This is a genomic window from Bradyrhizobium sp. MI1.3 (genome assembly GCF_055811695.1).
Genome location: NZ_JBVVPQ010000011.1, coordinates 45409 through 68556 on the forward strand (window position 1 = coordinate 45409; position 23148 = coordinate 68556).

A 23148-nucleotide genomic window follows, 5' to 3' on the forward strand; every position below is an offset into this window, starting at 1 on the left:
GAGCTAGCACCACGCCACGCAAGCCGGCCAGCGCCACATCCGGCGCCGGCCGTCTCGCGCCCGCTACTGCGACCGGTCCGAGGTCCAGCCCTTGTACTCGCCGACATTGTCGCGCGTCACGAGTTTCGACGGCAGCAGCTCGACCGTGGACGCCGGCTTCTGGCCGTTGAGGATGTTGACGCCGACCTGCACGGCGCGGCGGGCCATGAAGAACGGGTCCTGCGAGGCGGAGGCCTGGATCTGCGCCGCCTGCGGATCCTTGAGGGCTGCTTCGATGTCCGGTGCGCCGTCGACCGCGGTGATGATGATGCCGGTGCGCTGCTGCTGGCGCGCGGCAAGGTCGGTGCCGATCGCCTGCGGATCGTTGATGGCGAAGATGGCGTCGATCTTGGCGAAGCGGGTCAGATAGCCCTGCGCCACCGTGAGGCCGCCTTCGCGCGAGCCCTTGCCGTCCTGGTCGTTGGACAGGACCTTGATGCCGGGGTTCTTGCCGAGCACGTTCTTGCAGCCGACGACGCGGTCGATCACCGCGGAGACCTGCGGGCCGTTCTCGATGATGACGTCGCCTTTGCCTCCCAGCTTGTCGACGATGTACTGGCAGGAGATCTCGCCGGCCTGGACGTTGTTGGTGGTCACCGTGGCGTCGGCGCCTTCGGCCGCGGTGTCGACGGCAACGACGACGATGCCGGCGGCCTGCGCCTTCTTGATCGCCGGGCCGACCGCCTTGGGATCGCCGGGGTTGAGCAGGATCAGGTCGACGCCGGCGGCGATGAAATTGTCGATCTGGGTGACCTGCTTGCCGAGGTCATATTCGAAGCCGACGGTGGTGATCTTCACGTTGGGGTTGGTCTTCTTGGCCTCGAATTCGGCGCCCTTCGACAATGCGACGAAGAACGGATTGCCGAGCGAGCCCAAGGAAACGCCGATCGACTTGAGCTCCTTCGCGAAAGACGGCGCGGAGCTCAGGACGAGCGCCATCGCGGCGCCGGCAAACGAGATCGACTTCAACATTGGCTTCCTCCCTGGTCTGTTTGAAGCTCCGGCACGGCGACCAGTTGCCGTGACGAAATGAACATGACGCTGCAGCGCCCACGGCATTTTTTCCGCGCTCACGTGCGGGCCGAGCCCTGCAGCCGATAGCGGTCCAGCGCGACCGCGCCGATGATCACCAGGCCCTTGATCACGTATTGCCAGACGTCGGATACGCCGATCAGGATCAGGCCGTTCGACAACACAGCAATGATCAGCGCGCCGACCAGCGTTCCCCAGATCGAGCCGATGCCGCCGACGAAGGAGGTGCCGCCCAGGATCACGGCGGTGATGGCGTCGAGCTCGTAGGACTGGCCGAGCTGCAGGCCATTGGCGGCGTAGAGCCGCGCCGCCTGCATCGCGCCGCCGAGGCCCGCGAGCAGGCCGGACACGCCATAGACGAAGATCAGCACGGCCCAGACCTTGATGCCGGCGAGTCGCGCCGCGCTCTCGTTGCCGCCGACCGCGTAGATGTGGACGCCGAGCACGGTGCGCTTGAGCACCAGCCACGACACCAGGATGACCAGCAACGCGATCACCCAGAGCCAGGGAATCGACAATACGCCGGGAATGAGGGTCAAGGCGCCGTTGCCGATGAAAGCATAGGGGATCGACGGATTGAACACCGTGGTGTCGGCGCCGAGCAGCCGCGCCGCGCCGCGCACGGCGGTCAACGACCCCAGCGTGACGATGAAGGGCGGCAGGCGCAACAGCGCAATCAAGCCGCCATTGAGAATGCCGAAGACGGCGCCGGTGAGCACCGCGGCCGGCAACCACAGCACCCCGAGATCGGGGAATTTGGAGATGATCAGCCCGGCCATCGCCGACGCCGCCAGGATGGAGCCGACCGACAGGTCGATGCCGCCGGTGAGGATGACGAAGGTCATGCCTGCGGCCAGTACGGTATTGACCGCGGACTGCTGCACCACGATGCCGATGTTCTGGCCGGTGAAGAAGCGGCCGTCCGACAGCACGTGAAAACCGATGCACAGCAGCAGCAGCACCGGCAGCATGCCGACCGCGCGAATGATCATCCGCGTCCGCTGCCGCTTCGTCTCCTGCGCGGCGGCAAGACCGGGCGCGACGGGGACGGCTTTGGCGGGGGCGGTGCTGGAGGAAGCGCCGTTCTCAGGCATCGAGCTGCTCCGTTCCGGTGGCGAGGGCCATGATGTCCTCCTGGCTGAGCGGCGATGTCGCGTTGCGCCGGATCTGCCCGGCGATATGTCCCGCGCGCATCACGATGACGCGGTCGCAGATGCCGATGATCTCGGGCAGGTCGGACGAGATGACGAGAACCGCGGTGCCCGACTTCGCGAGATTGTCGATGATCGAATAGATCTCGGACTTGGCGCCGACGTCGACGCCGCGCGTCGGCTCGTCGAGGATCAGGATTTTCGGGCCGATCGCGAGCAGCCGCGACAGCAGCACTTTCTGCTGGTTGCCGCCGGAGAGCCCGCCGGCGGGAACAGCGACATTCGCAGCACGGATGCCGAGCCCCGCAAACGCGCGTTTGGCGCGGTCGCGGGCCTTGTCGCGGTCGAGGATGCCGCCGAATTTCGCATCCCGGCCGAGCACCGCGAGATTGATGTTGTCGAGGCAGGACATGTCGAGGAACAGGCCGAGCGCCTTCCTGTCCTCGGTGAGATAGGCAATGCCGGCATCCAGCGCCTCACCGGGCGTGCGGATCGAGACCGTGCGCCCCTCGATCTCGACATGACCGGAGATCATCGGCGCGGCGCCGATGATGAGGTGCGCAAGCTCGGTGCGGCCGGCGCCGACCAGGCCGGCAAGGCCGACGACCTCGCCCGCATGCACCGTCAGCGAACATCCCTTGACGCGCCTGCCGTCGGCGATGTCGACGGCCGCGAGCACGGGAGCTCCCGACCGCGCATCATTCCTGGGATCATGCTCCTTCTTGTAGAAGGAGGAGACGTCGCGACCCACCATCATCCGGACGATGGTGTCGGCGCGGATGTCGCCCTTGTCGAGCGAACCGACCAGCGTGCCGTCACGCAGCACCGTGACGCGGTCGCCGAGCGCATAGACCTCATCCATGCGATGCGAGATGTAGATGATGGCGAGCCCTTCGGCACGCAGCTGGCGGATCAGCGCGAACAACCTTTCGCTCTCACCGGCTGACAGCGCGGTGGTCGGCTCGTCCATGATCAGGATCCTGGAGCGGGCGTGCAGCGCGCGCGCGATCTCGACCAGTTGGCGCTGGCCCATCGAGAGATTGGCGACCTGCGTCTGCGGCGTGAAATCCGCGCCGAGCCGCGCCAGGATCGGACCGACGCCGGCCTGCATCGCCTCGCGCGCCAGCAAGCCGCCGCGGGAGACCTCGCGACCGAGATAGATGTTCTCCGCGACGCTCAGATTGGGGGCGAGCGAGAGTTCCTGATAGATGATCGCGATGCCGGCCGCGCGGCCGCCGAGCGGACCGCTGATCTGCACGGGCTGGCCGTCGATGCGGATTTCGCTGCCCGGGTCCGGCCGGTAGGCGCCCGACAGGATCTTCATCAGGGTGGATTTGCCGGCGCCGTTCTCGCCCATCAAAGCGTGGATCTCGCCCGCGTAGACGGTGAGGTCGACGTCGCGCAGCGCCTTGATGCTGAAGAACGATTTAGAGACCCGGCGCATCTCGAGGATGGGCTCGCTCATCACACCTCCCCGATGCGCCGACGGCGGCATCGCAATCTCACCCGCGTCTCGTTGGTCCCTGGCGCGGGTGCAAGCATTAAACAAAAGGTTGTGGCGCAGGGCAATACCTCACGCATGCCGACGAACGGTCCGGCGCTGCTTTTATCTTTTGCAGACGGAACCGATCCCGCGCGTGATGCCTTTTCTTCGCCACATCATCGCGTATCGCGATCAGCGCCGCGGCCGGTACAGGCGGCGCCATTGCGGAAGCCGCTCGGCATAGGCCTGCGCAAGCGCGGGCTCAGGCTCGAAGGTCTCGACGCGCCGTGGTGCAGTGCAGACGGCATCAATCGCCTCCCCGGTGACGGCGAGGCGGCCAAGCCGCGCCGCACCAAACGCCGCGCCCGTCTCGCCGTCGGCAAAGCGGTGCACCGGCACGTTCAGGACATTGGCCAGCACTGCAGGCCAGAACCGCGACCGCGAGCCGCCGCCGATGACATCCGCCTCCGCGATCGCCAATCCGGTCTCGGCAAGGACGTCCCGGCAATCCGCCAGCGCGAAGGCGACGCCTTCGAGCACGGCTTGCACGATCGCATCACGATCGGTGGCGTGACTGAGCCCGTCGAGCATGCCGCGCACATCCGGATCATCGTGCGGGGTGCGTTCGCCGGAGAGGTACGGCAGGAAGCTGACCTGCGACGGCGCCCGCGGGCGGCACCCGAGCGGCGCCAGCAGGTCGGCCTCGGAAGTCCCCAACAGCCGCGCGATCCAGGCCAGGCACGAGGCCGCCGAGAGGATCGCGCCGGCTTGTATCCACCTGTCGGGGACGGCGTGACAGAACGTGTGCACGACCCGCTCCGGATTGGCCGCGATCGTCTCGGTGGGCACCAGCAATGCGCCGGAGGTTCCGAGCGAAATGAAGGCTGCGCCGGGATTGATGGCGCCGATGCCGACGGCTCCCGCCGGATTGTCGCCGGCCCCGCCGGCGAGCATCGGCCGCCCGGTCATGCCCCAGCGCTGCGCCAACTCGCCTCGCAGCCGTGCCGCCGGCGCGCAGCCCTCGACCAGACGCGGCATCTGCCGGCGCGACAGCGCGGTCGTGGCAAGCCCCTCATCCGACCAATCGCGGCTGACAACATCGAGCCACAGCGAACCCGAGGCGTCCGAGACATCCTCGATCGCCTCGCCCGTCAGCACCAGGCGCAGATAGGCTTTTGGTTGCAGCACGAGTTTTGTCGCCGCGAAGATCTCCGGTTCATGCCGCGCGACCCACAGCAATTTTGGCGCCGTGAATCCCGGCATCGCCTTGTTGCCTGTCGTCATTCGCAAGGCGGGCCAGCGCCGCTCCAGCTCAGCGCATTCCGCAAACGACCGTCCGTCATTCCAGAGAATGCAGGGCCGCAACGGCGTGTGGCTGGCGTCGAGCAGCGTCGCGCCGTGCATCTGGCCGGACAGGCCGATGCCCTCGACCGCGGCCAGTTCGCGCGCGTGATCTGCCTTCAGCGCGTCCAGCGTCGCAAATGTGGCCTCGATCCACTGCGCCGGGTCCTGCTCGCAATGGCCGGAACGCGGCGAAGAGACCGTCAGCGACCGGCTGCGGCTCGCCACCACGCGCTGCGCGTCGTCGACCAGAACGGTTTTGACGGCAGAGGTGCCGAGGTCGATGCCGAGATACATGATGTCACTTGCCTTGTGCATCCATGACATTGCGGCCATGGCGTTCCCGATGTTGGCACGCACCCGTCAATCATGTAACCCCACCCGAAACCTTCTCGGGACGCAACGCCCATGACCACCGCCGCCACCAACGACGCGGGAGCCACCCGCGCGCTGATCTTTGCGCTGCTTGCGCTCGCCTGCGGGCACATGCTCTCGACCTTACTGCGCACCATTCCGGCGGTCAGCCTCGATTTGATGGCGGCGGATTTCGGCATCGAACCGCAGGCGCTGGCGAGCCTCACCTCGGTCTACCCGTTCGCGTTTGCGGCCGCGCAGATCCCGGTCGGTGCGGCGATGGACCGCTTTGGCGTGCGGCCGGTGTCGCTGAGCCTGCTCGCGGGAACCGTGGTCGGCGCCATCGCATCGGGATTCGCAACGGGCCCCGAAAGCTTCGCGGTCGGTCAGGTGCTGCTGGGCGTTGCCACCTCCGGCATGCTGATGTGCCCGATGACATTGGCGGCCAAGCAATTGTCGGCCGCCCGCTTCGGGCTTTGGTCGGGCGCGATCCTCTCGATCGGCAATATCGGCATGCTGTTGTCGTCGAGCCCGCTCGCCTTCGTGGTCGACACCTACGGCTGGCGCGCCGGGTTCTGGATCTCGGCGCTCGGCGGCGTCGCCGTGGCGCTCGCGGTGTTCCTGCTGGTGCCGAACCAGCCGGCCGAGCACAAGGACGAATCCTCGCCGCTGTCGCAGATGATCGAGGTGCTCAGGCTCGGATTGTCGCGCCCCTTGCGCGGCCTGATCGCGCTGGCGCTGGTGTCGCTTGCGACCTCGCTGGTGCTGCGCGGCCTGTGGGGCGGGCCGTGGCTGATGCAGGTCAAGGGATTGTCGCGGGTCGAGGCCGGCAACCAGCTCGGCGCGTTCACGCTGGCGATGATTGCAGGTCCGCTTCTCGTCGGCATGATCGACCGCAGGCTCGGACGCCGCCGCGCGCTGGTGGCGGGAACACACCTGGCCGGCGCATTGCTGCTAGCGCTGATGGCGTTAGGGGCGCCGCACTATGCCGTCTCGATGCTGCTCGGCCTTCCCGTGATGCCGCCGCAATACGACCTCGTACTGTTCGTGCTCATTGGCTTGGCGACCTCGGCACAGCCGCTGCTGTTCGGCATGTCGCGGCAGCTCGGCAGGCAAGGCGCTCTCGGCGATCAATCTCGCCTTCTTCCTCGGCGCGGCGCTGATGCAGTCGATCACCGGCGCGGTGGCCGCGTTCGCGGGACTGCCGGCGGTGCTGTTGTTCATGGCAGCCATGCTTCTGTTCGGTACGCTCATCTTTCTGGCCTATACGCGGACCGTCCAAAACCGGTAGGCTCGGAGTTCCTGGTCTTCTGGAGGGACGAATGGACGTGCAGCGGATCGCCGCTTTTTCGCAAGGAGAGAACGGGGGCAACCCTGCCGGGGTCGTACTCTGCGACGCGCTGCCTCCGGCCGACCGGATGCTGGCGATCGCGGCGGAGGTCGGGTATTCGGAGACGGTCTTCGCCGCGCCAAACCAGGATGGCTGGCGGGTACGCTACTTCGCCCCCGAGATCGAGGTGCCGTTCTGCGGCCATGCAACGATCGCGCTCGGGGCCGCGCTCGCCCTTGCCCATGGCGAAGGCACCTTCGCGCTCCAGCTCAACGACACAGCGATCACGGTGACAGGCTGGCGGAAGCAGTCCGCACTGATGGCGGCGCTGCAATCGCCGCGCACGCGCAGCGCGCAGGCGCCCGACGCACTGGTCGCGGCCGCGCTGGGCCTGTTTTCGTACAGCGTTGCCGATCTCGACCCGCGCCTACCTCCCGCGATCGCCGAGGCCGGCGCCCTGCATCTCGTCCTGGCCCTGGCGAGCCGGCAGAAGCTGGCCGCGATGCATTATGACTTGGAGCAAGGGCGGCAGTTGATGACTGCAGCCGGCCTCGTCACCATCAGCCTCGTCCATGCCGAGACCGACACGCTGTTCCACGCCCGCAATCCATTCGCAGCCGGCGGGGTCTACGAGGATGCCGCGACAGGCGCCGCGGCCGCGGCCCTCGCCGGATATCTGCGGGACCTTGGCTGGCCTCATGGCGGCACGATTGATATCGTTCAGGGCGAGGACATGGGCGTGCCGTCGCGGCTGCGTGCCGAGATCAGCGCCGAACCCGGCGCGAGCATCCGGGTCTCCGGGGCGGCCCGGCAGATGTAGCCGGCGAAGTCCCGGCAGGAGGATGTCAATTCGCAGACATCCGGTGCGGAAGGCGTGCTGATGTCGTAGATGCAGACGTGGGAAATCGTTTTGATCAGGAAAAGCGTCATGTCCGGCTATCCTTTTGAGGACAGCTACGGCTATGCGCGTGCCGTCCGTGTCGGGGACCATGTCTTCGTCTCCGGAACGACGGCTCGTCCTCCAGCACTCGAAGGGGATGCGTACATACAGATGCTGGGCGCAATCGCGATAGTCGCCGAGGCGCTTGCAGATGCTGGAGCGGAGCTGCGGCACGTGGTGAGAACAGTCGTCTACGTTCTCGATATGGCGGACACACACCAAGTCGCTCGCGCCCATCGCGAAACATTCGGGGCGACGCGTCCGGCAAGCACGCTCGTTCAGGTAGCCGCTTTAACCCCCGCCCGGGCTCGTGTCGAAATAGAGGCGACGGCCATCGTGCACGACTGATCGGACGGGAATAGCGGTTGGTTCTGGGACCATGCGCGCACAGCAACGCGGCGCCACAGTTCATGCGTTGAGGCCGCCTTGCGAAACAAGTTGCCGCAGGGGATGCTGGCAGGCACCGTGCATCAAAGGGACATCTCATGCCTGTCGACACCAAAGCCGCCACCGACCGCCTCATGCGCTTTCTCGCCGTCGAGGGCGTCACCGGACAGGAGGCGGCGATCGGGCGTGAGCTCACGGCTGCGCTGAAGGAAAGCGGCGTACCGGCGAAGGCGATCCGGCTCGATGACGCCAATACGCGCATTCCGGTGCCGACCGAGACCGGCAACCTCATCGTCGATCTGCCCGGCCGCGGCGCGCTGCACAACCAGCCGCGCATCATGTTCATGACCCACATGGACACCGTACCGCTCTGCGCCGGCGCCAGGCCGAAGAAGTCGGGTCGCAAGATCGTCAACGAGGCCAAGACCGCACTCGGCGGCGACAATCGCTGCGGCTGCGGCGTGCTGGTGACGCTGGCGGCCGAGCTCGAGAAGCAGCAGCTCGATCATCCGCCGATCACGTTGCTGTTCTGCGTGCGCGAGGAGAGCGGGCTCTACGGCGCGCGCCACGTCAATCTCGACGAGCTCGGCTCGCCGGTGATGGCGTTCAACTATGACGGCGGCTCGGCCTCCAACGTCGTCATCGGCGCTGTGGGTGCCGACCGCTGGACCGTCGAGATCTTCGGCCGCGCCTCGCATGCCGGCGTCGCGCCGGAGCGCGGCATTTCATCGACCATGATCATGGCCCTCGCGCTCGCCGACGTGAAGGCCGGCGGCTGGTTCGGCAAGGTGGTCAAGCGCAAGCAGCAAGGCACCAGCAATGTCGGCCCCGTCACCGGCGGCGAGGGGCGGTCTGCGGGCGACGCCACCAATGTCGTCACCGACTACGTGCATGTGCGCGGCGAAAGCCGCAGCCACGACGGAAAGTTCTTCAAGGAGATCACGAAAGCCTACAAAGCCGCGTTCGAGAAGGCCGCCAAGAGAGTCACCAATGCGCAAGGCAAGTCCGGCAAGGTCAAGTTCAAGGCCGAGACCGATTATTTCCCGTTCCGCATGAAGGACAACCTTCCCGTCGTCAAACGCGCGGTCGAGGCCGTGTCCGCCATCGGCGGCACCCCGAACGTGCGCACCGCCAATGGCGGCCTCGATGCCAACTGGATGGTCCGCCACGGCGTTCCAACCGTGACCTTCGGCGCCGGCCAGAACGAGGCGCACACCATCGACGAGTGGATCAATCTCGACGAATACGATCGCGCCTGCGCGCTGGCCGTGCAGCTCGCAACGATGCGGTGAGCTAACTTCGTAGGATGGGTAGAGCGCAGCGAAACCCATCGCTACTTGCGAAGATGACGATGATGGGTTTCGCTGCGCTCTACCCATCCTACAAGAAAAAAATAAGGGAGGCTGCATGCCGCGCATTTCGACCATCGAGACCGGATTCTACCGGATCCCCCTCCCCGTCATGCTCTCCGACTCGACCCATGGCGACATCGCCGCGTTCGAGCTGATCACCTGCCGCATCCGCGATGCCGATGGCGCCGAGGGCGTCGGCTACACCTACACGGTCGGGCGCAATGGCGGCGCCGTCGCCGACATCCTCAAGCGCGAAATCCCGCCGCTGGTCGAGGGCCGCGAAGCCGATGATACCGAAGCGATCTGGCATCAGGTCTGGTGGGCGCTGCATTATGGCGGGCGCGGCGGGCCGGCGGTGCTGGCACTCTCGGCGCTCGACATCGCGCTGTGGGATTTGAAGGCGCGGCGCGCGAAATTGCCGCTGTATCGATTGCTCGGCGGCTTCGATGCGCGCGTGCCCTGCTATGCCGGCGGCATCGACCTCGATCTCTCGGTCGAGGCTCTGCTCAAGCAGACCGACGGCAATCTCGCCAAGGGCTTTCGCGCCATCAAGATGAAGGCCGGCCGCCCCGATCTCAAATCAGATGTCGCCCGGGTCGCGGCGATGCGGCAGCATCTCGGCGACGGCTTTCCGCTGATGGTGGATGCCAACATGAAATGGACGGTCGAGGAAGCGATCCGCGCCGCCCGCGCGTTCCAACCCTACGACCTCACCTGGCTCGAGGAGCCGATCATTCCCGACGACGTCGCGGGCCACGCCCGCATCATGCAGGCCGGCGGCGTGCCGATCGCGGCGGGCGAGAATTTGCGTTCGCTGTGGGAGTTCAAGAACTACATCGTCGCAGGCGCGGTGTCCTATCCCGAGCCTGACGTCACCAATTGCGGTGGCGTCTCCGCCTTCATGAAGATCGCGCGGCTGGCGGAAGCGTTCAACCTGCCCGTCACCAGCCACGGCGCGCACGACATCACCGTGCACCTGCTCGCAGCCTGCCCGAACCGGTCGTATCTGGAGGCGCACGGTTTTGGGCTCGACAAATATATCGAGCATCCGCTGATGCTGCAGGACGGGCTGGCGCTCGCGCCGGACCGTATCGGCCACGGCATCAGCTTCGACTGGGATGGGCTGGCGAAGCTGTCGGCGTAGCGCGGAGCCACGGCCGCGAGTGCGACCCCTCTGCCGCTTGCGGGAGAGGGTTGGGGAGAGGGTGTCTCCGCAGTGAGATCCCCAATGACGATCGAGCCCTCTCCCGGCCTCTCCCGCAAGCGGGAGAGGTGAAGTGGAGCGCAGTCGATCTGCCCCGGCAATCACTAACGCGTTGCTGCACGCGAGGCATTCGCTGACGCTTGATGCAAGCTGCGGTTATTCGGCTATGGTGTCGATGCCGACACACAAGCCGAGAGATTCCCGCCTTGACCCCCGAGCTGCACCAGAAACTGACGGCGTGGCGCCGGCATTTGCATGCGCATCCCGAACTGTCCCTCCAGGAGAAAGCCACCGCCGCTTTCGTGCAAGACAAGCTCACCGAACTTGGCATTCCCTTTGTGTCAGGCGTTGGCGGTCACGGCATCGTCGCGACCCTCACGCGAGGGGCTGCACAGGGCCGCGTCGGCCTGCGCGCCGACATGGATGCGCTGCCGATCACCGAAGATACGGGGCTAGCTTACGCTTCGCAAAATCCCGGTGTGATGCATGCCTGCGGCCATGACGGACATACCGCTTCGCTGCTCGGCGCCGCCGCGCTGCTTGCCGCCGACACCAGCTGGAGCGGGACGGTTGATTTCATCTTCCAGCCGGCCGAGGAAGGTTATGGCGGCTCGCGTGCGATGGTCGCGGCCGGGCTGTTCGAGCGCTTTCCAATGGAGCGGGTGTTCGGTTTTCACAACTGGCCGGGGCTTGCCGCCGGCACCATCGCGGTCCATGACGGCGTCGTCATGGCCTCCGGCGGGCGCATCACCATCACCATCGATGGCCATGCCGGTCACGCCGGCATGCCGCATTTGACGCGCGATCCGGTGATGGCGGCCGGCCATTTGATCGTGGCGCTGCAATCGATCGTCTCGCGCAGCGTCGATCCGCTCGACACCGCCGTGCTCTCGCTCTGTACGCTCGAAGGCGGCACGGCACGCAACCAAATCGCCGGACGCGTCTCGATCGGCGGCACGCTGCGCTACCATCGCGATGCGGTGAAGGACACCGTCGTGGCGCGGATCGAACAGATCTGCGCCGGGATTGCCACGAGCTTCGGCGTCAAGGTGACGCCCGAGATCGTCATGGGCGTCGGCGTCGTGATCAACACGCCGGCCGAGGCGGATCTCGCCCGCCTCGCCGCGGACAAGGTACGGGCCGAGCTGCGGCGCGACCTCGCGCCCAGCATGGCAGGCGAGGATTTCGCCCACTTTCTCTCGCGGCGCCCCGGCGCCTTCGTCTGGATCGGCAATGGCGAATTGCGCGACGGCGCCGAGCTGCACGGCCCGCGCTATGATTTCAACGACGCGATCCTGCCGGTCGCATCGGGCTGGATGGCGGAAGTCGCCAAGGCGGCGCTGGCTTCGAACTAGACTGTGCATCCGTGAATGATACTGCACTTGATGCCCGCCATGCTTCCGACGGGTCAAAGGCGGCGGTCTGCACCGGGCAACGGCTTCTGCCCTACCCCGACTCCACACCTGCCGCTGCAATGCGCCAACCGACGGCGATGGGCGACTTCAGACTTCAGCGCTGCCTCCGGCCGCGCCAGCAGCCTCATTCTAGATCGTGAAGGTCCTTGCCGAGCGGCGCCGTCATCCGAAACTCCGAAAAAGCCACTTCCAGCCCGGCCCGCTCCGGCGTGCAAGCCATCGGTCCAACAAGATAGGAAGATTTCTTGGCAAACGGCGCAAGCCTCATGAGAGGCCAAACCTTGCCATCGTTCGAAGCTTGCACACGAAGAACGCCATGAGCAACGGTTACCCGCAATCGGAAGTCACGTGCGTCGTGCTCATAGGGTGCTGTTGCCCAGTCCGACCGCCCATCCGTCAATACGCTCGAAAGCATGGCCCGTCCGTCCGCAAATTCGATTCCGGCCTTAAGCCAGCGATTAGCGTCTACGCGCACCATGATGCCGGCTTGATCGTAGAGCGCTTGGAAATTACCTCGCACCCGCAACTCGGCCGTGAAGGCATCCCCGGCCAGAAACCCGAGAAAATGTCCGTTGTCGCGGATAAAGCCGTAATGAGTCTCGCGCCAGAAGTCGGTGGCATTGTCAGTGACCACTTCAAGGCTGTTGCCCTCCTCGGTCCATTGTTTCGGCTCATTCAGCCAAATGCCGTCAGATCTGCCAAGTATCATTTCAACCTCGATGCAAACCATGTGATGGTCTCGACGAGCTTTCGGGTTTCGGCCCGACATCGCGATAGCGGCATCGAAGAACTGAACCTGAGCAAATCCAAATCCGTCATGCCTCGCTGAACGGGCCTCAACGAGGTGCGCCACTTACTTCGTCGACGGACCAATTTCGAAAGTCGGCGATCAGCCGCCGCGGCGGATCATCTTGAGGCCCGACCGTCTTGCCGTGCTTCAAGCGATAACGAACTCACCGGGTCTTGCGCATTCATCCGGCTAAGCCTGGCTGCGCGTAGTAAGCTCACCGCCCTGCGAACACGCGCCCGCTCACGAGATCTCGCGCGGTAGCTTCCAGCCGGGCTTCGGCTCGAACGTCTCCTCGACCTGCGCGACGTGATAGCCGGCGGGCAGAAGGCGGCCGCCCTCCTCGTCCGCGACCGGCACGTCGGTCACCAGCCCCTCGATCAAGGCGGCTTCCCACACTTCCTTCTCGGAGGGAAAGGGGTCGCCGATCTGCTTATTTCCTTCGAACAGCGCGTACATCGGTTCCGGTCCTGCGTTGATCAAGCTCACGAGCAACGTATCGGCCGCACGGACGTTCCCATCCGGCAAATCGCAACGGATGGACACGTCAAACATGGCGCGCGTTCTGATCGGAACTTCCGGCTGGCATTACGCCTCCTGGCGAGGCCCGTTCTTTCCCGAGGGCGTGACGCTGAAGCAGCAGCTGAGCTACTACGCCGGGCAGTTCGACACCACCGAGCTGAACGGCGTGTTCTACCGCACCCCGACGCCGGAGGCCGTCGAGGGTTGGCGGGCGCAGACCGGCCGCGATTTCGTCTTCGCCTGGAAGGCCTCGAAATTCATCACGCATTGGAAGCGCCTCTCGGATCGCTCGGTGAACAGCCTCGAGCTGCTCGAGGATCGCATCTCACGGCTCGGCGGCAAGGCCGGCCCGATCCTGTTCCAGCTGCCGCCGCAATTCGAGGCCGACGCGGACCGCCTCGCCAGCTTCTTCAAGCTGCTGTCGCGGAAGCGGCGTTACAGTTTCGAATTCCGTCATCCGAGCTGGTATCAACCGCGCATCTTGCGGATGCTGGCCGACGAGAACATTTCGCTGTGCCTGTCCGACCATCACGACGCGCCGGCGCCGTGGAAGCGCACCGCGGATTTCGTCTATGTGCGCGGACACGGACCAAGCGGGCGCTATCACGGGCACTATACGAAACCCACGCTGGCGCAATGGGCGCGGCGCATCACGTCCTGGAAGCGGCAGGGCTGCGACGTCTACGTCTATTTCGACAATGACCAGAAGAGCGCGGCGCCGGCCGATGCACAGGCGTTGAAGCAATTGCTCAACGTGCGGCAAAGCGCGGCGATCACGACGGCAAGCCGCCGTGCAGGCGCCGTTGTTCACCGCTAGACGATGCCGCCCTGCCGGAGCGCCGCGATCGCGGCCTTGTCGTAGCCGAGCTCGCTCAGGATAAGGTCGGTATGCTCGCCGAGCGTGGGCGGGCGCGTCGCGATTTCACCGGGCGTTTCCGACAGGCGGACGGCGGCGCGCGCCACCGGTGCGGGCTTCGGCAAGCCGGGATAGTCGACGTCCTGCATGAATCCGGCGGCGCGGATGTGCGGATGATCCAGCGCCTGCTGCGGGCTCAGCACGGGGCCGGTCGGAATCATGGCCTTGCCCAGGGTGTCGACGGCCTCCTGCGTGGTGCGCTCGGCGCACCAGCGCGCCATCCGCTCGCTGATGACAGGGCCGTTGTTGCCGCGGCTGATGTCGTCGGTAAAGCGCGGATCGTTCAGCCAGACCTCCTCCTCGCCCATCAGTTTCGCCCAGCGCTTGAACAGCGGATGCCCCGTGACCTGGCACAGCACCCAGCCGTCCCTCGTGCGATAGATGTCGGCGGGTGCCGCGGTCTGGCCGAGATTGCCTGTCGGCACCCGATTGACGTTGATGACGGCCTGCTCGATCAGCGTGGCATTGGTGAAGGACAAGGCGGTGGCGAGCAATGCGCCCTCGACGATCTGCCCGCGCCCGGATTTGCCGCGCTCGATCAGCGCGGCGAGCGTGCCGAACGCGCAATGCAGCGCGGTCCCGAAATCGACCCAGTTGACCGCAGCCCGGTAGGGCGGATCGCCGGCGCCCGTCATGTACACCGCGCCCGACATGACCTGCCCGACGCCGTCGAAGCCGACGCGGTCGGACCATGGCCCCGGTCCGCCGAACGCGGTTGCCGTCGTCAGGATGATGTCCGGCTTGATCGCCTTCAGCGAGTCGTAATCGAGCTTCATCGCGCGCAAGGTCTGCGGCGGCAGATTGGCGACGACCACGTCCGCGGTCGCAACCAGCCGGCGCATCACCTCCTGCCCTTCCTGCTTCATCGGATCGAGCGTGAGGCACTTCTTGTTGCGGTTGACCTGAAGGAACAGCGCGCCTTCGCCATTTTCGCCGACCGGCGCCACGAAGCGATCCTCGCTGCCGTCGCGCTTTTCCACGCGAATGACCTCGGCGCCGAATTCGGCCAGCAAGGTCGCGCAATAGGGCCCCGCGATATAGCGCCCGAAATCGAGAACCCGGACGCCGTCCAGAACCCCTCCCATCGATCTCTTTCCTTTGTGCTGTTCGTCAGCTTACAGGGATTGGCATTTGCGGCAAGGTGGCAACGGACGCCATGCCCCACCCTCGAGATGTGATCGGCGAATCATTTCGACTGGCGGAAATTGTGCTCTAGTATGGACCTCCCTCCCCAATCAGAGCCCCGTCCATGCCGCAACAATTCGATCGATCCAAAGAAGATCTCGGCAACGCGATCCATTTCGAGCACGTCAACATCCAGGTCCCGGACCAGCGCCTCGCCACACTGTTCTATGTCGCAGGCCTCGGGCTCACCCGCGATCCCTTTCTGATGGTGTCCGACACCAACATGTGGATCAACGCTGGACGGAGCCAGTTTCATTTGCCGAGCGGCCGGCCGCAAGTGCTGCGCGGTCATGTCGGGTTGGTCATCGCAGGCCGCGAGGCGCTGCTGGCGCGATTGGCGTCAGTCGCGAAGAAGCTCGAGGGCACGGCGTTCGCCTTCGCCGAGCGTAACGACCATGTCGAAGCGATTTGTCCGTGGGGCAACCGGCTACGCTGTTACGAGCCCGACGCCGCGCGCTTCGGTCGCGTCGCGCTCGGCATTCCCTATGTCGAGTTCGACGTGCCGGTGGGATCCGCCGCGCGCATCTGCACCTTCTACCCCGAGATCATGGGCATGCCATCCGAGTTGCGGAACGGCGACGGCACGGTTGCCGCCGTGAAGACCGGCCGCGACCAGCATCTGTTGTTCCGCGAGACCGATCAGCCGCAAGGCGACTATGACGGCCACCACGTGCAGATGTACATCACCGATTTCTCCGGCCCGTATCGCAAGCTGCTGGCGCGCGATTTGATCTCGCGCGAGGACAATCAGTACCAGTACCGCTTCTGCGACATCGTCGATCTCGACAGCGGCAAGCCGCTGTTCACGGTCGAGCACGAGGTTCGCAGCGCCACCCACCCGATGTTCATGCGGCCGATGGTCAATCGCAATCCGGCGCTGAACAATCGCAATTACGCATCCGGCCACGATCAATCGCTTTGGGCGATGGGGCCGGATCAATACGAGGGATAGGTGATAACCAAGTCCCGCGCCTAGCCGCAGCAACGTCGGAATGACCGAAGTCGCGGCCGGGCGGCTCGGCTGAGCGGAGCCGCCACATGTTGCGTGCGCTCCGGTGGGACGGGCATGCCCCACCTTTCGCATCAGACGGGTGAGCGTCCCGTCAGAAGTGGACCTCGGTGCGCATGCCAAGAACCACGGCATTGTCGGTCTTCACGCCCACCCCGTTATAGCCGCGCCCGCCGGGATTGATGACATACTGGGCGTCGAACTTGAGGTTCAGCCAGCCGGTCGCCTGCCATCCGTACCAGACTTCGAGCGGCACTTCGTTGCCGCCGGCGTTGGGACTGAGGGCAGCCGTGTTCACGTGGGTCGTGCCCACCGCGAAGCCGACTTCGTCCTGGGGACGCCAGGAGAACGTTCCGGTATGCCGGAAGCCCAGGGCGATCTGGTAATCCTGGTACGACGTCCGGTGATCGGCGACGGTCGTGTTGAGGAATGTGTACCAGCCTACCGCACCGGGACCGTCAACAGTCAATCGTTGCAGGATCGACTCGTAGACGCCGAAGCGGCCGCGTTGATCGCTGATATTTTGATCCGGCACGCCACCGACGCCCGGGATGGTGCTGATGACACCCGGAAGGCCGCCATCAATAGACGAGGCGCTGTCGTACCAGCCGCCAAGTCTCCAGGTCCCGGTCAAGGGCCCCTTCGGCGTCCAAACCAATTCCACCGGCACCATCACGCCACTGGCGCGATTCGAGGCGGGAATGCCGGGCAAGAAGTAGACGCCTGGGTCCGACGTCGTCAGGTAACCCGGATTGGCGTCGTAGACACCGACCGACACTGTGAATTCCGGCGCGATCTTGTAGTGGACGACCCCGGCCCATTGGCTCACCGGCCAATTGTAGATGTAGCCGCCCTGGATGTTGCCGGGCTGGCCGCCGCAGAAGGTCAGGTTGATGAACTCGCACAGGCCGAAGAAGAAGTCCGAGCCGACCGGAAGACGGCCGCCTTTGAGTTCAAGGCGGTCATCGAAAAGCTTCTGCGAGTAGTAGAGCTGCGTCAGGCGCAGAATATTGCCGCGGCCGAACACTTCGTTCGTCAGCTGCAGGGCGGGAATGTCCGCTTCGGTATTCAGATTCTTGCCGAAGCGGTCGACCAGCGTGAGACCGACGGTGCCGCCGGGGATGCCGGCGAGTTTCCCCATGTCCAGCTTCGCGCCAAACCACAACTGACCGGCGTTGGCTGCGGTGTTCCTGCTTCCACCGGAGAGATTGCCGACGGATTCGTTACCGAGCGTCAGGCCGATATCGATGCCCTGCTCCTTCAGCCTGGTCCTGCCGAGATCGCCGAACAGATACGGTCTCGTCCAGAAATCGTCAGCCGCATAAGGAACAGGTGCAGCTTTCGTCGAAAAATCGGCCGCATATACTCCACCGCAAAACAGCGATGAGAAAGCAATCCCCACACCGCACACCCCTGCGGTGTTTATAAACCTGCGCAACATTTGTCTCGTCCTCCCGCCGTCTCAGGCTTTGCTTGTTTCGCCTCACGCCCCTGCCCAAAGCCCTCGAGCCTGGAACGCGCTCCCTCCCCCAGCGGCCGCCGACCAGGCGGCCTTGTGTCAACTGGAGCGTGGATCTGTCATGCCCGATCACCCGTTCTCGCCGGCAATGCATCCGCGGGGCGCGGTGACGCGCCTTGGACTTGCTCGGCCAATGTCGATTTCGGCGCCGCACGGGCGAGGCCGGCCAGCGCCAGCTTGCGGCGCCGTCGTGCCTGCAATTGCTGATCCGCCAACACGCCGATCAGAATGACCGTGCCCATCACCGCGAAGTTCAGCGAGTTGGGAATGCCCAGGATGTTCACGAGGTTCTGCAACACCTGCAGCAGCGCCGTGCCCAGCACGATACCGAGAATAGACCCCTCGCCGCCGCGCAGGCTGCACCCGCCCAGGACGGCGGCCGCGATCGCGTAGAGCTCGTAGAAATTTCCGAACGAGCTCGGCGAGACCGAGTTCGTGTAGAACACGAACAAGACTGTTGAAACTCCGGCGAGCCCGCCGCTGATGATATAGGCGGTTGCGATCACGACGTTTGTGCTGATGCCCGAGAAGCGCGCCGCCTCCTCGTTCTTGCCGACGGCATAAAGCCAGCGCCCGTAGACCGAGCGGTGCAGCAGCACAGCGAGGATCAGCGCAAGGACGATCAGCAGGATGAAGGTGTTCGGGATTCCCGCCACATTGCCCGAGGCGATGTTGCTCAGTGTCGCCGCCTCGTCGCCATAACCGAAGCCGCGGGTCGAATCGCTCGTGTAGTAGCGGGCGGCGCCGCGATAGATCAGCAACCCACACAGCGTCACGATGAAGGGCTGCATCTTCAGCCGGGTGATCAGGAACCCCTGGATGCCGCCAAGCACCAGCCCGCCCAGCAGCACGGCCGCCAGCGCCAGAGGCCACGGCACGTCGTAGGTCGTCAGAAGGTCGACGAACACGACGCCGAGCAGCGCAAACATCGAGCCGAGCGACAGGTCGATGCCGCCGGTGATGATCACGAGCCCCTCGCCGAGCGCGAACACACCGAACAGGCCGATCAGATTGGCCATGTTCAAGAGGTTCACCAGCGACAGGAAGGCGGGATTGATCGCACCCGTGATGGCGGCGATCACCACCAGCAGCAATCCCAGACCGAGCTCTTTCCTGATCATGGCGCGGCCGCTTCCGCGGTTTCCAGCGCCTGGCCCATGGCCAGTCGCAATACGTTGTATTCGCTGAACTGCTCCCGCTCGAGCACGCCGCTGACGCTGCCTTCATGCATCACCGCCACCCGGTCGGAGACGCCGATGACTTCCTCCATGTCCGACGAGATCATCACGATCGCGACGCCATGGTTGGCGAGGTCGCGCATCAGCGCGTAGATCTCGCTCTTGGCACCGACATCGATGCCGCGGGTGGGCTCGTCGAAGAACATCACGCGCGGCTGCATGGACAGCCATTTGCCGAGCACGACCTTCTGCTGGTTGCCGCCGGAGAGCGTCACCACCTCCATGTCGATGCTCGGCGCCTTGATGGAGAGGCGCCTGACCTGCTCTTTCGCGACCTTGCGTTCGGCCGCGCCGCTGACCAGCCACATCCGCGCATGATCCAACAGGCTCGCCAGCGTCATGTTCTCGCGAATCGGCAGCTCCAGCACGAGCCCGGATTTCTTGCGATCCTCCGGCACCAGATAGATGCCTTGGCTGATCGCGTCGCGCGGCGATGCGATTGCGATCGGCGCGTTGTCGATCCTGATCTCGCCGCCCAGCAGCGGGTCAACCCCGAAGGCCGCGCGGGCAAGAGAGGTGCGGCCGGCGCCTACCAGCCCCGCCAGGCCCAGGATCTCGCCATGCCGCACGGAAAGATCAACCTGCCGGTCGGGAAAAGCCGATGTCACGACGCCGACGATGTCGCAGCCGCCCGGCTGCGGCGGGTATTTCGGCGGAGTATGCAGCGCTTTCAGGTCGCGGCCGATCATCAGCCGGATCATCGCGGCATGGCTTAGCTCGTTCCGCGCCAGCTCTCCCACCGTGCGGCCGTCGCGCAGCACCACGACGCGGTCGGCGCAGGTCATGATCTCGCCGAGCCGGTGGGAGATATAGATCACCGAGATGCCGTGTGCCTTCAGGTCGGCAATCACCTCGAGCAGCCGTTCCGTCTCCGAAATCGTCAGGCTGGAGGTCGGCTCGTCCATGATGATCACGCGGGCGTCGATCGAGAGCGCCTTGGCGATCTCCACCATCTGACGCTCGGCGATGGACAGGTCTTCGACCAGCGTATCCGGCGCGAAATCCGCACCCAGCCGCTCCAGCAGCGGCGTCACGCGGGCGCGCATCTGCGCGCTGTCCACCAGTTTCAGCGGCCCGCCCATCAGCTTCTCGCGCCCGATGAAGACGTTCGCGGCGACGTCGAGATTCTCGAACAGGTTCAATTCCTGATGCACGAAGGCGATGCCGGCCTGCGTCGCCTCGTTCACCGTTATCCGCGCGTAGTCGTTACCGCCGATGCGGATCACACCCTCGCTCGGCGCGATCACGCCGCCGAGCACGCGCATCAGCGTCGACTTGCCGGCGCCGTTCTCGCCGATCAGGCCCAACACCTCGCCGCGGTACACCCGCAGGCTGACGTCATCGAGGGCCATGACACCGGGATAGGATTTGCTGATCCCGGCGAGTTCGAACAGGATTTCCGCCATTCATTTCCTCCCGCACGACGCCCGGCGGACGTGCCGCCGGGCGCCTGATACTCACTTCTTGAGGAGGTTCTTCATGTCTGCGGTGAATGCCGCGACGTTGGCCTTGCTGATTACCTTGGTCGGCACGATCAGCTTGCCGCCCGCCGGGATCCAGGACTTGTCGCCGTTCAGCGTCTTGATGATGTTGGTGGCGGAGAGATAACCGAACTCGTAGGGCTGCTGCACCACCGTCGATTCGATCGTGCCGTCGGAAACGCCCCGCAGCGTGCGCTGGTCCTCGTCGAAGCCGACGATCTTCACCTTGCCGGCCTTGCCCGCCGCCTTGACGGCGTCGTAGATCAGCGGTGTCTCGTAGCTCCAAAGGCCGGACAACAGCGCGATGTCGGGATATTTGACGAGCACGTTCTCCATGTTCGCCTTGGCCTTGGCGAAGTCCACCTGGTCGGTGAACACGTCGACCAGCTCGACCTTGGTGCCGGCGATCGCGTCCTTGATACCCTGCACCCGCTCGCGGGCATTGTCCGCATCCATCGTGCCGACGAACAGCGCGATCTTGCCGCCGTTCGGCAGCGCCTTCTTGATCTCCTCGCCTGCTTGGCGTCCGGCCGCGACGTTGTCGGTGCCGATATAGGCAAGGCGATTGCTCTGCGGCGCGTCGCTGTCCGTCGTGATCAGCACGGTCTTGGCCGCAACCTTGTTGAGCTCTTCGGTTGCGTGCGGCGCATCATCCACCGAGATGGAAATGCCGGCGACGCCGCGCACCAGCAGGTCGTCCAGCTCGCGCCGCTGGCCGGCCGCGGTGGCCTCGTTGGTGACGATCAACTGGATGTCGTATTCCGGGTGCTCCTTCTGAGCCTTCTCGAGCCCACGGCCCGCGATGGTCCAGAAATCGGCCGCGGCATTGGTGACCAGCGCAATGGTCTTTTTCTGCTGAGCCTGCGCCATCCCCGTGGCCATCGCGAGCGCGGCGGCGGTCGCGAGCAGCGGCACTATCAATTTCTTGATTGATCCGTTCATGTGTATCTCCCTTTGTTCACCCACTCCGGGGCTTCACAGCGCTTTTGCGCCCTTATTTTATTTACGCCGCGAAGAAATGACGCAGCGTAAAGTGTCAAGATCAGGATGTACGAGCGTCTTATTCAAGCGTAAATAGTACATAAGGTACGATATTAGTAAACATGGCGCCCAAAGACGTTTCCCGAATGTGCTTTTTACGCCACAGTACTGCACCGCGCGCATATTAAATTCACCAATAGAATTAAAGGGGCAACATGGTTGACCAGACTGAGCCGCCGAGACGCGTTTCAACCGTGGCCCGCGGCTCGAACCGTGGCCGCCTGGTCGAAGTCTTGCGACGCCAAGGGCCGTTGCCGCGTGTGGAGCTCGCCCGGAACACGGGATTGAGCTTCCCGGCCGTTTCAGGCCTGACGTCGCGGCTGATCGCGGAAGAGATGCTGTGCGAGACCGAGACAGCGGCAACCGCATGGTCCGACGATCCCGACGAAGAGGATGCGGACGGGCCGAATGGCCGTCGCCGCGGCCGGCCGGCCGTGCTGCTGACCTTGAACCCGGAGTTCGGGCGCATCGTCGCGATCTCCGTGCGTATGAACCTGATCGAGACGCTGATCGCGGATTTCCGGGGCTCCGGCGTGGCGCAGTCGCGACTTGCACTGTCGACGCGCGCGCTCGATGCAGGCGCGCTGCGCGATCTCGTGATCGCGCAGATCAATGCGCTGCTCGATGCGACGGCGACGCCGCGCCATCGGCTATTGGGAATCGGGATTGCGCTGCAAGGCATCGTGAACGTCGACACCGGCACGACGCTGTGGAGTCCCGCGCTGTCGATCACCGAAGTCGATCTGGCGACGCCGATACGTCAGGCGTTCGGGGTCGAGGTCGTGATGGCGAACGACGCTGTCGCGGTCGCGCTCGCCCTCACGTCCGCCGAACCGGCATTGGCGCAAGGCCTCTCGGCCACGATCATGGTCGGTCACGGCATCGGGATGGGCGTCGTTGCCGATGGTGAAGCACGCTGGGGCGCCGGCAGCGAGATCGGCCATGTCAAGCTGGCGCCGGACGGCCCGCAATGCCGCTGCGGCCAGCGCGGCTGCATCGAGGCTTATCTTGCCGATTATGCGCTCTACCGCGACGCCCGCACCTTTCTCGATCTGCCGCCGGCGGACTCGCAGCAGCCGTCCGAAGGACAGATGGCTCTGTTGCGCGAGCGTGCGCTGGGCGGCGATCCACGTCTCGAGCAGCTGTTCCTGCAGGCAGGTCGCGCCCTCGCCGAGGCGGTCGCCGCAACGATATCGGTGCTGCGCCCACACCATGTCATCCTGGCGGGTCCAGGCCTGATGGCATTCGACATGATGCGCCACGCCTATGAAGAGCGGCTCGAGCAGTCGGTGTTGCCATGGCTGCTCAGGTCCACGGCGATCCATCTGCGTCCAAGCGAATCGACGGTCATTGTCGAGGGCATGGTGCGGCGGACGCTGCGGGTCGTGGACCAAAACCACATGGAAGCGACCGAGTAAGCGC

Annotated in this window: 19 protein-coding genes and 1 pseudogene; 9 read left to right on the plus strand and 11 right to left on the minus strand. The window is 65.1% G+C overall.

Annotated elements, in window-relative coordinates; translation table 11 throughout:
* Positions 1-63 precede the first annotated feature (63 nt).
* From AC0L3A_RS10435 to xylB, 4 genes are all read right to left on the minus strand, one after another.
* Positions 64-1011 carry an ABC transporter substrate-binding protein gene (locus AC0L3A_RS10435; protein WP_473254312.1) on the minus strand — a complete coding sequence of 316 codons (948 nt, stop codon included), beginning with the start codon at positions 1009-1011 and terminating at the stop codon, positions 64-66.
* Between the two features lie 98 nt (positions 1012-1109).
* Entirely contained in the window at positions 1110-2165 is a 1056-nt protein-coding gene (locus AC0L3A_RS10440; protein ID WP_354127295.1) for an ABC transporter permease subunit, read from the minus strand.
* Positions 2158-3687, minus strand: coding sequence for a sugar ABC transporter ATP-binding protein (locus tag AC0L3A_RS10445; RefSeq protein WP_219685135.1), 1530 nt, complete (start codon positions 3685-3687; stop codon positions 2158-2160). Before AC0L3A_RS10445 ends, AC0L3A_RS10440 begins: the two co-directional genes overlap by 8 nt.
* Positions 3688-3897: 210 nt before the next feature.
* Positions 3898-5343 (minus strand): xylulokinase, encoded by a 1446-nt coding sequence (xylB, locus tag AC0L3A_RS10450; RefSeq protein ID WP_473254361.1) that lies wholly within the window; start codon positions 5341-5343, stop codon positions 3898-3900.
* A 111-nt stretch (positions 5344-5454) separates the two neighbouring features.
* On the opposite strand from xylB, the pseudogene AC0L3A_RS10455 reads away from it, so the two are divergent.
* The 6 genes and pseudogenes from AC0L3A_RS10455 (at position 5455) to AC0L3A_RS10480 (ending at position 11968) form a co-directional block, all read left to right on the plus strand.
* Positions 5455-6691: pseudogene (locus AC0L3A_RS10455) on the plus strand (MFS transporter).
* A gap of 31 nt (positions 6692-6722) precedes the next feature.
* Positions 6723-7550, plus strand: a complete 828-nt coding sequence (locus AC0L3A_RS10460; RefSeq protein WP_473254313.1) for a PhzF family phenazine biosynthesis protein — start codon at positions 6723-6725, stop codon at positions 7548-7550.
* Between the two features lie 108 nt (positions 7551-7658).
* The gene (locus AC0L3A_RS10465; RefSeq protein ID WP_246649460.1) at positions 7659-8018 is read left to right on the plus strand and encodes a Rid family hydrolase; all 360 of its coding nucleotides are present in this window, start codon (positions 7659-7661) and stop codon (positions 8016-8018) included.
* Between the two features lie 137 nt (positions 8019-8155).
* Entirely contained in the window at positions 8156-9349 is a 1194-nt protein-coding gene (locus AC0L3A_RS10470) for a M20/M25/M40 family metallo-hydrolase (protein ID WP_473254314.1), read from the plus strand.
* A gap of 115 nt (positions 9350-9464) precedes the next feature.
* On the plus strand, positions 9465-10553 hold the full coding sequence (locus AC0L3A_RS10475; protein ID WP_473254315.1) for a mandelate racemase/muconate lactonizing enzyme family protein: 1089 nt from the start codon (positions 9465-9467) through the stop codon (positions 10551-10553).
* Between the two features lie 266 nt (positions 10554-10819).
* Complete coding sequence (locus tag AC0L3A_RS10480) at positions 10820-11968, plus strand: amidohydrolase (RefSeq protein WP_219685140.1); 1149 nt, start codon at positions 10820-10822, stop codon at positions 11966-11968.
* Positions 11969-12152: 184 nt separating this feature from the next.
* Here the strand turns inward: AC0L3A_RS10480 and AC0L3A_RS10485 are convergent, their stop codons facing one another.
* Together AC0L3A_RS10485 and AC0L3A_RS10490 are read right to left on the minus strand one after the other, a co-directional pair.
* Positions 12153-12737 (minus strand): DUF1349 domain-containing protein, encoded by a 585-nt coding sequence (locus AC0L3A_RS10485; RefSeq protein WP_473254362.1) that lies wholly within the window; start codon positions 12735-12737, stop codon positions 12153-12155.
* A 321-nt stretch (positions 12738-13058) separates the two neighbouring features.
* A complete protein-coding gene (locus AC0L3A_RS10490; RefSeq protein ID WP_231171106.1) occupies positions 13059-13370 on the minus strand; it encodes a hypothetical protein in 312 nt (103 codons plus the stop codon).
* On the opposite strand from AC0L3A_RS10490, the gene AC0L3A_RS10495 reads away from it, so the two are divergent.
* Entirely contained in the window at positions 13369-14154 is a 786-nt protein-coding gene (locus tag AC0L3A_RS10495) for a DUF72 domain-containing protein (RefSeq protein WP_354127302.1), read from the plus strand. The two genes, AC0L3A_RS10490 and AC0L3A_RS10495, sit on opposite strands and share 2 nt — an antisense overlap.
* Here the strand turns inward: AC0L3A_RS10495 and AC0L3A_RS10500 are convergent.
* Positions 14151-15338 carry a CaiB/BaiF CoA transferase family protein gene (locus AC0L3A_RS10500; protein WP_473254316.1) on the minus strand — a complete coding sequence of 396 codons (1188 nt, stop codon included), beginning with the start codon at positions 15336-15338 and terminating at the stop codon, positions 14151-14153. The genes AC0L3A_RS10495 and AC0L3A_RS10500 overlap by 4 nt on opposite strands.
* Positions 15339-15502: 164 nt before the next feature.
* On the opposite strand from AC0L3A_RS10500, the gene AC0L3A_RS10505 reads away from it, so the two are divergent.
* Positions 15503-16390, plus strand: a complete 888-nt coding sequence (locus tag AC0L3A_RS10505) for a VOC family protein (protein ID WP_007594178.1) — start codon at positions 15503-15505, stop codon at positions 16388-16390.
* A 151-nt stretch (positions 16391-16541) separates the two neighbouring features.
* Here the strand turns inward: AC0L3A_RS10505 and AC0L3A_RS10510 are convergent, their stop codons facing one another.
* The 4 genes from AC0L3A_RS10510 to AC0L3A_RS10525 form a co-directional block, all read right to left on the minus strand.
* The gene (locus AC0L3A_RS10510) at positions 16542-17888 is read right to left on the minus strand and encodes a carbohydrate porin (RefSeq protein ID WP_219685144.1); all 1347 of its coding nucleotides are present in this window, start codon (positions 17886-17888) and stop codon (positions 16542-16544) included.
* Between the two features lie 137 nt (positions 17889-18025).
* Entirely contained in the window at positions 18026-19087 is a 1062-nt protein-coding gene (locus AC0L3A_RS10515) for an ABC transporter permease (RefSeq protein WP_007594180.1), read from the minus strand.
* Complete coding sequence (locus tag AC0L3A_RS10520; protein WP_354127304.1) at positions 19084-20610, minus strand: sugar ABC transporter ATP-binding protein; 1527 nt, start codon at positions 20608-20610, stop codon at positions 19084-19086. The genes AC0L3A_RS10515 and AC0L3A_RS10520 overlap by 4 nt, the downstream gene beginning before the upstream one ends.
* A 51-nt stretch (positions 20611-20661) precedes the next feature.
* Complete coding sequence (locus AC0L3A_RS10525; RefSeq protein WP_007594182.1) at positions 20662-21627, minus strand: sugar-binding protein; 966 nt, start codon at positions 21625-21627, stop codon at positions 20662-20664.
* 254 nt (positions 21628-21881) lie between these two features.
* Between AC0L3A_RS10525 and AC0L3A_RS10530 the strand changes: the two genes are divergently transcribed.
* Positions 21882-23144: an ROK family protein gene (locus AC0L3A_RS10530; RefSeq protein WP_219685146.1), complete on the plus strand. Its 1263-nt coding sequence runs from the start codon at positions 21882-21884 to the stop codon at positions 23142-23144.
* Positions 23145-23148: the final 4 nt, after the last annotated feature.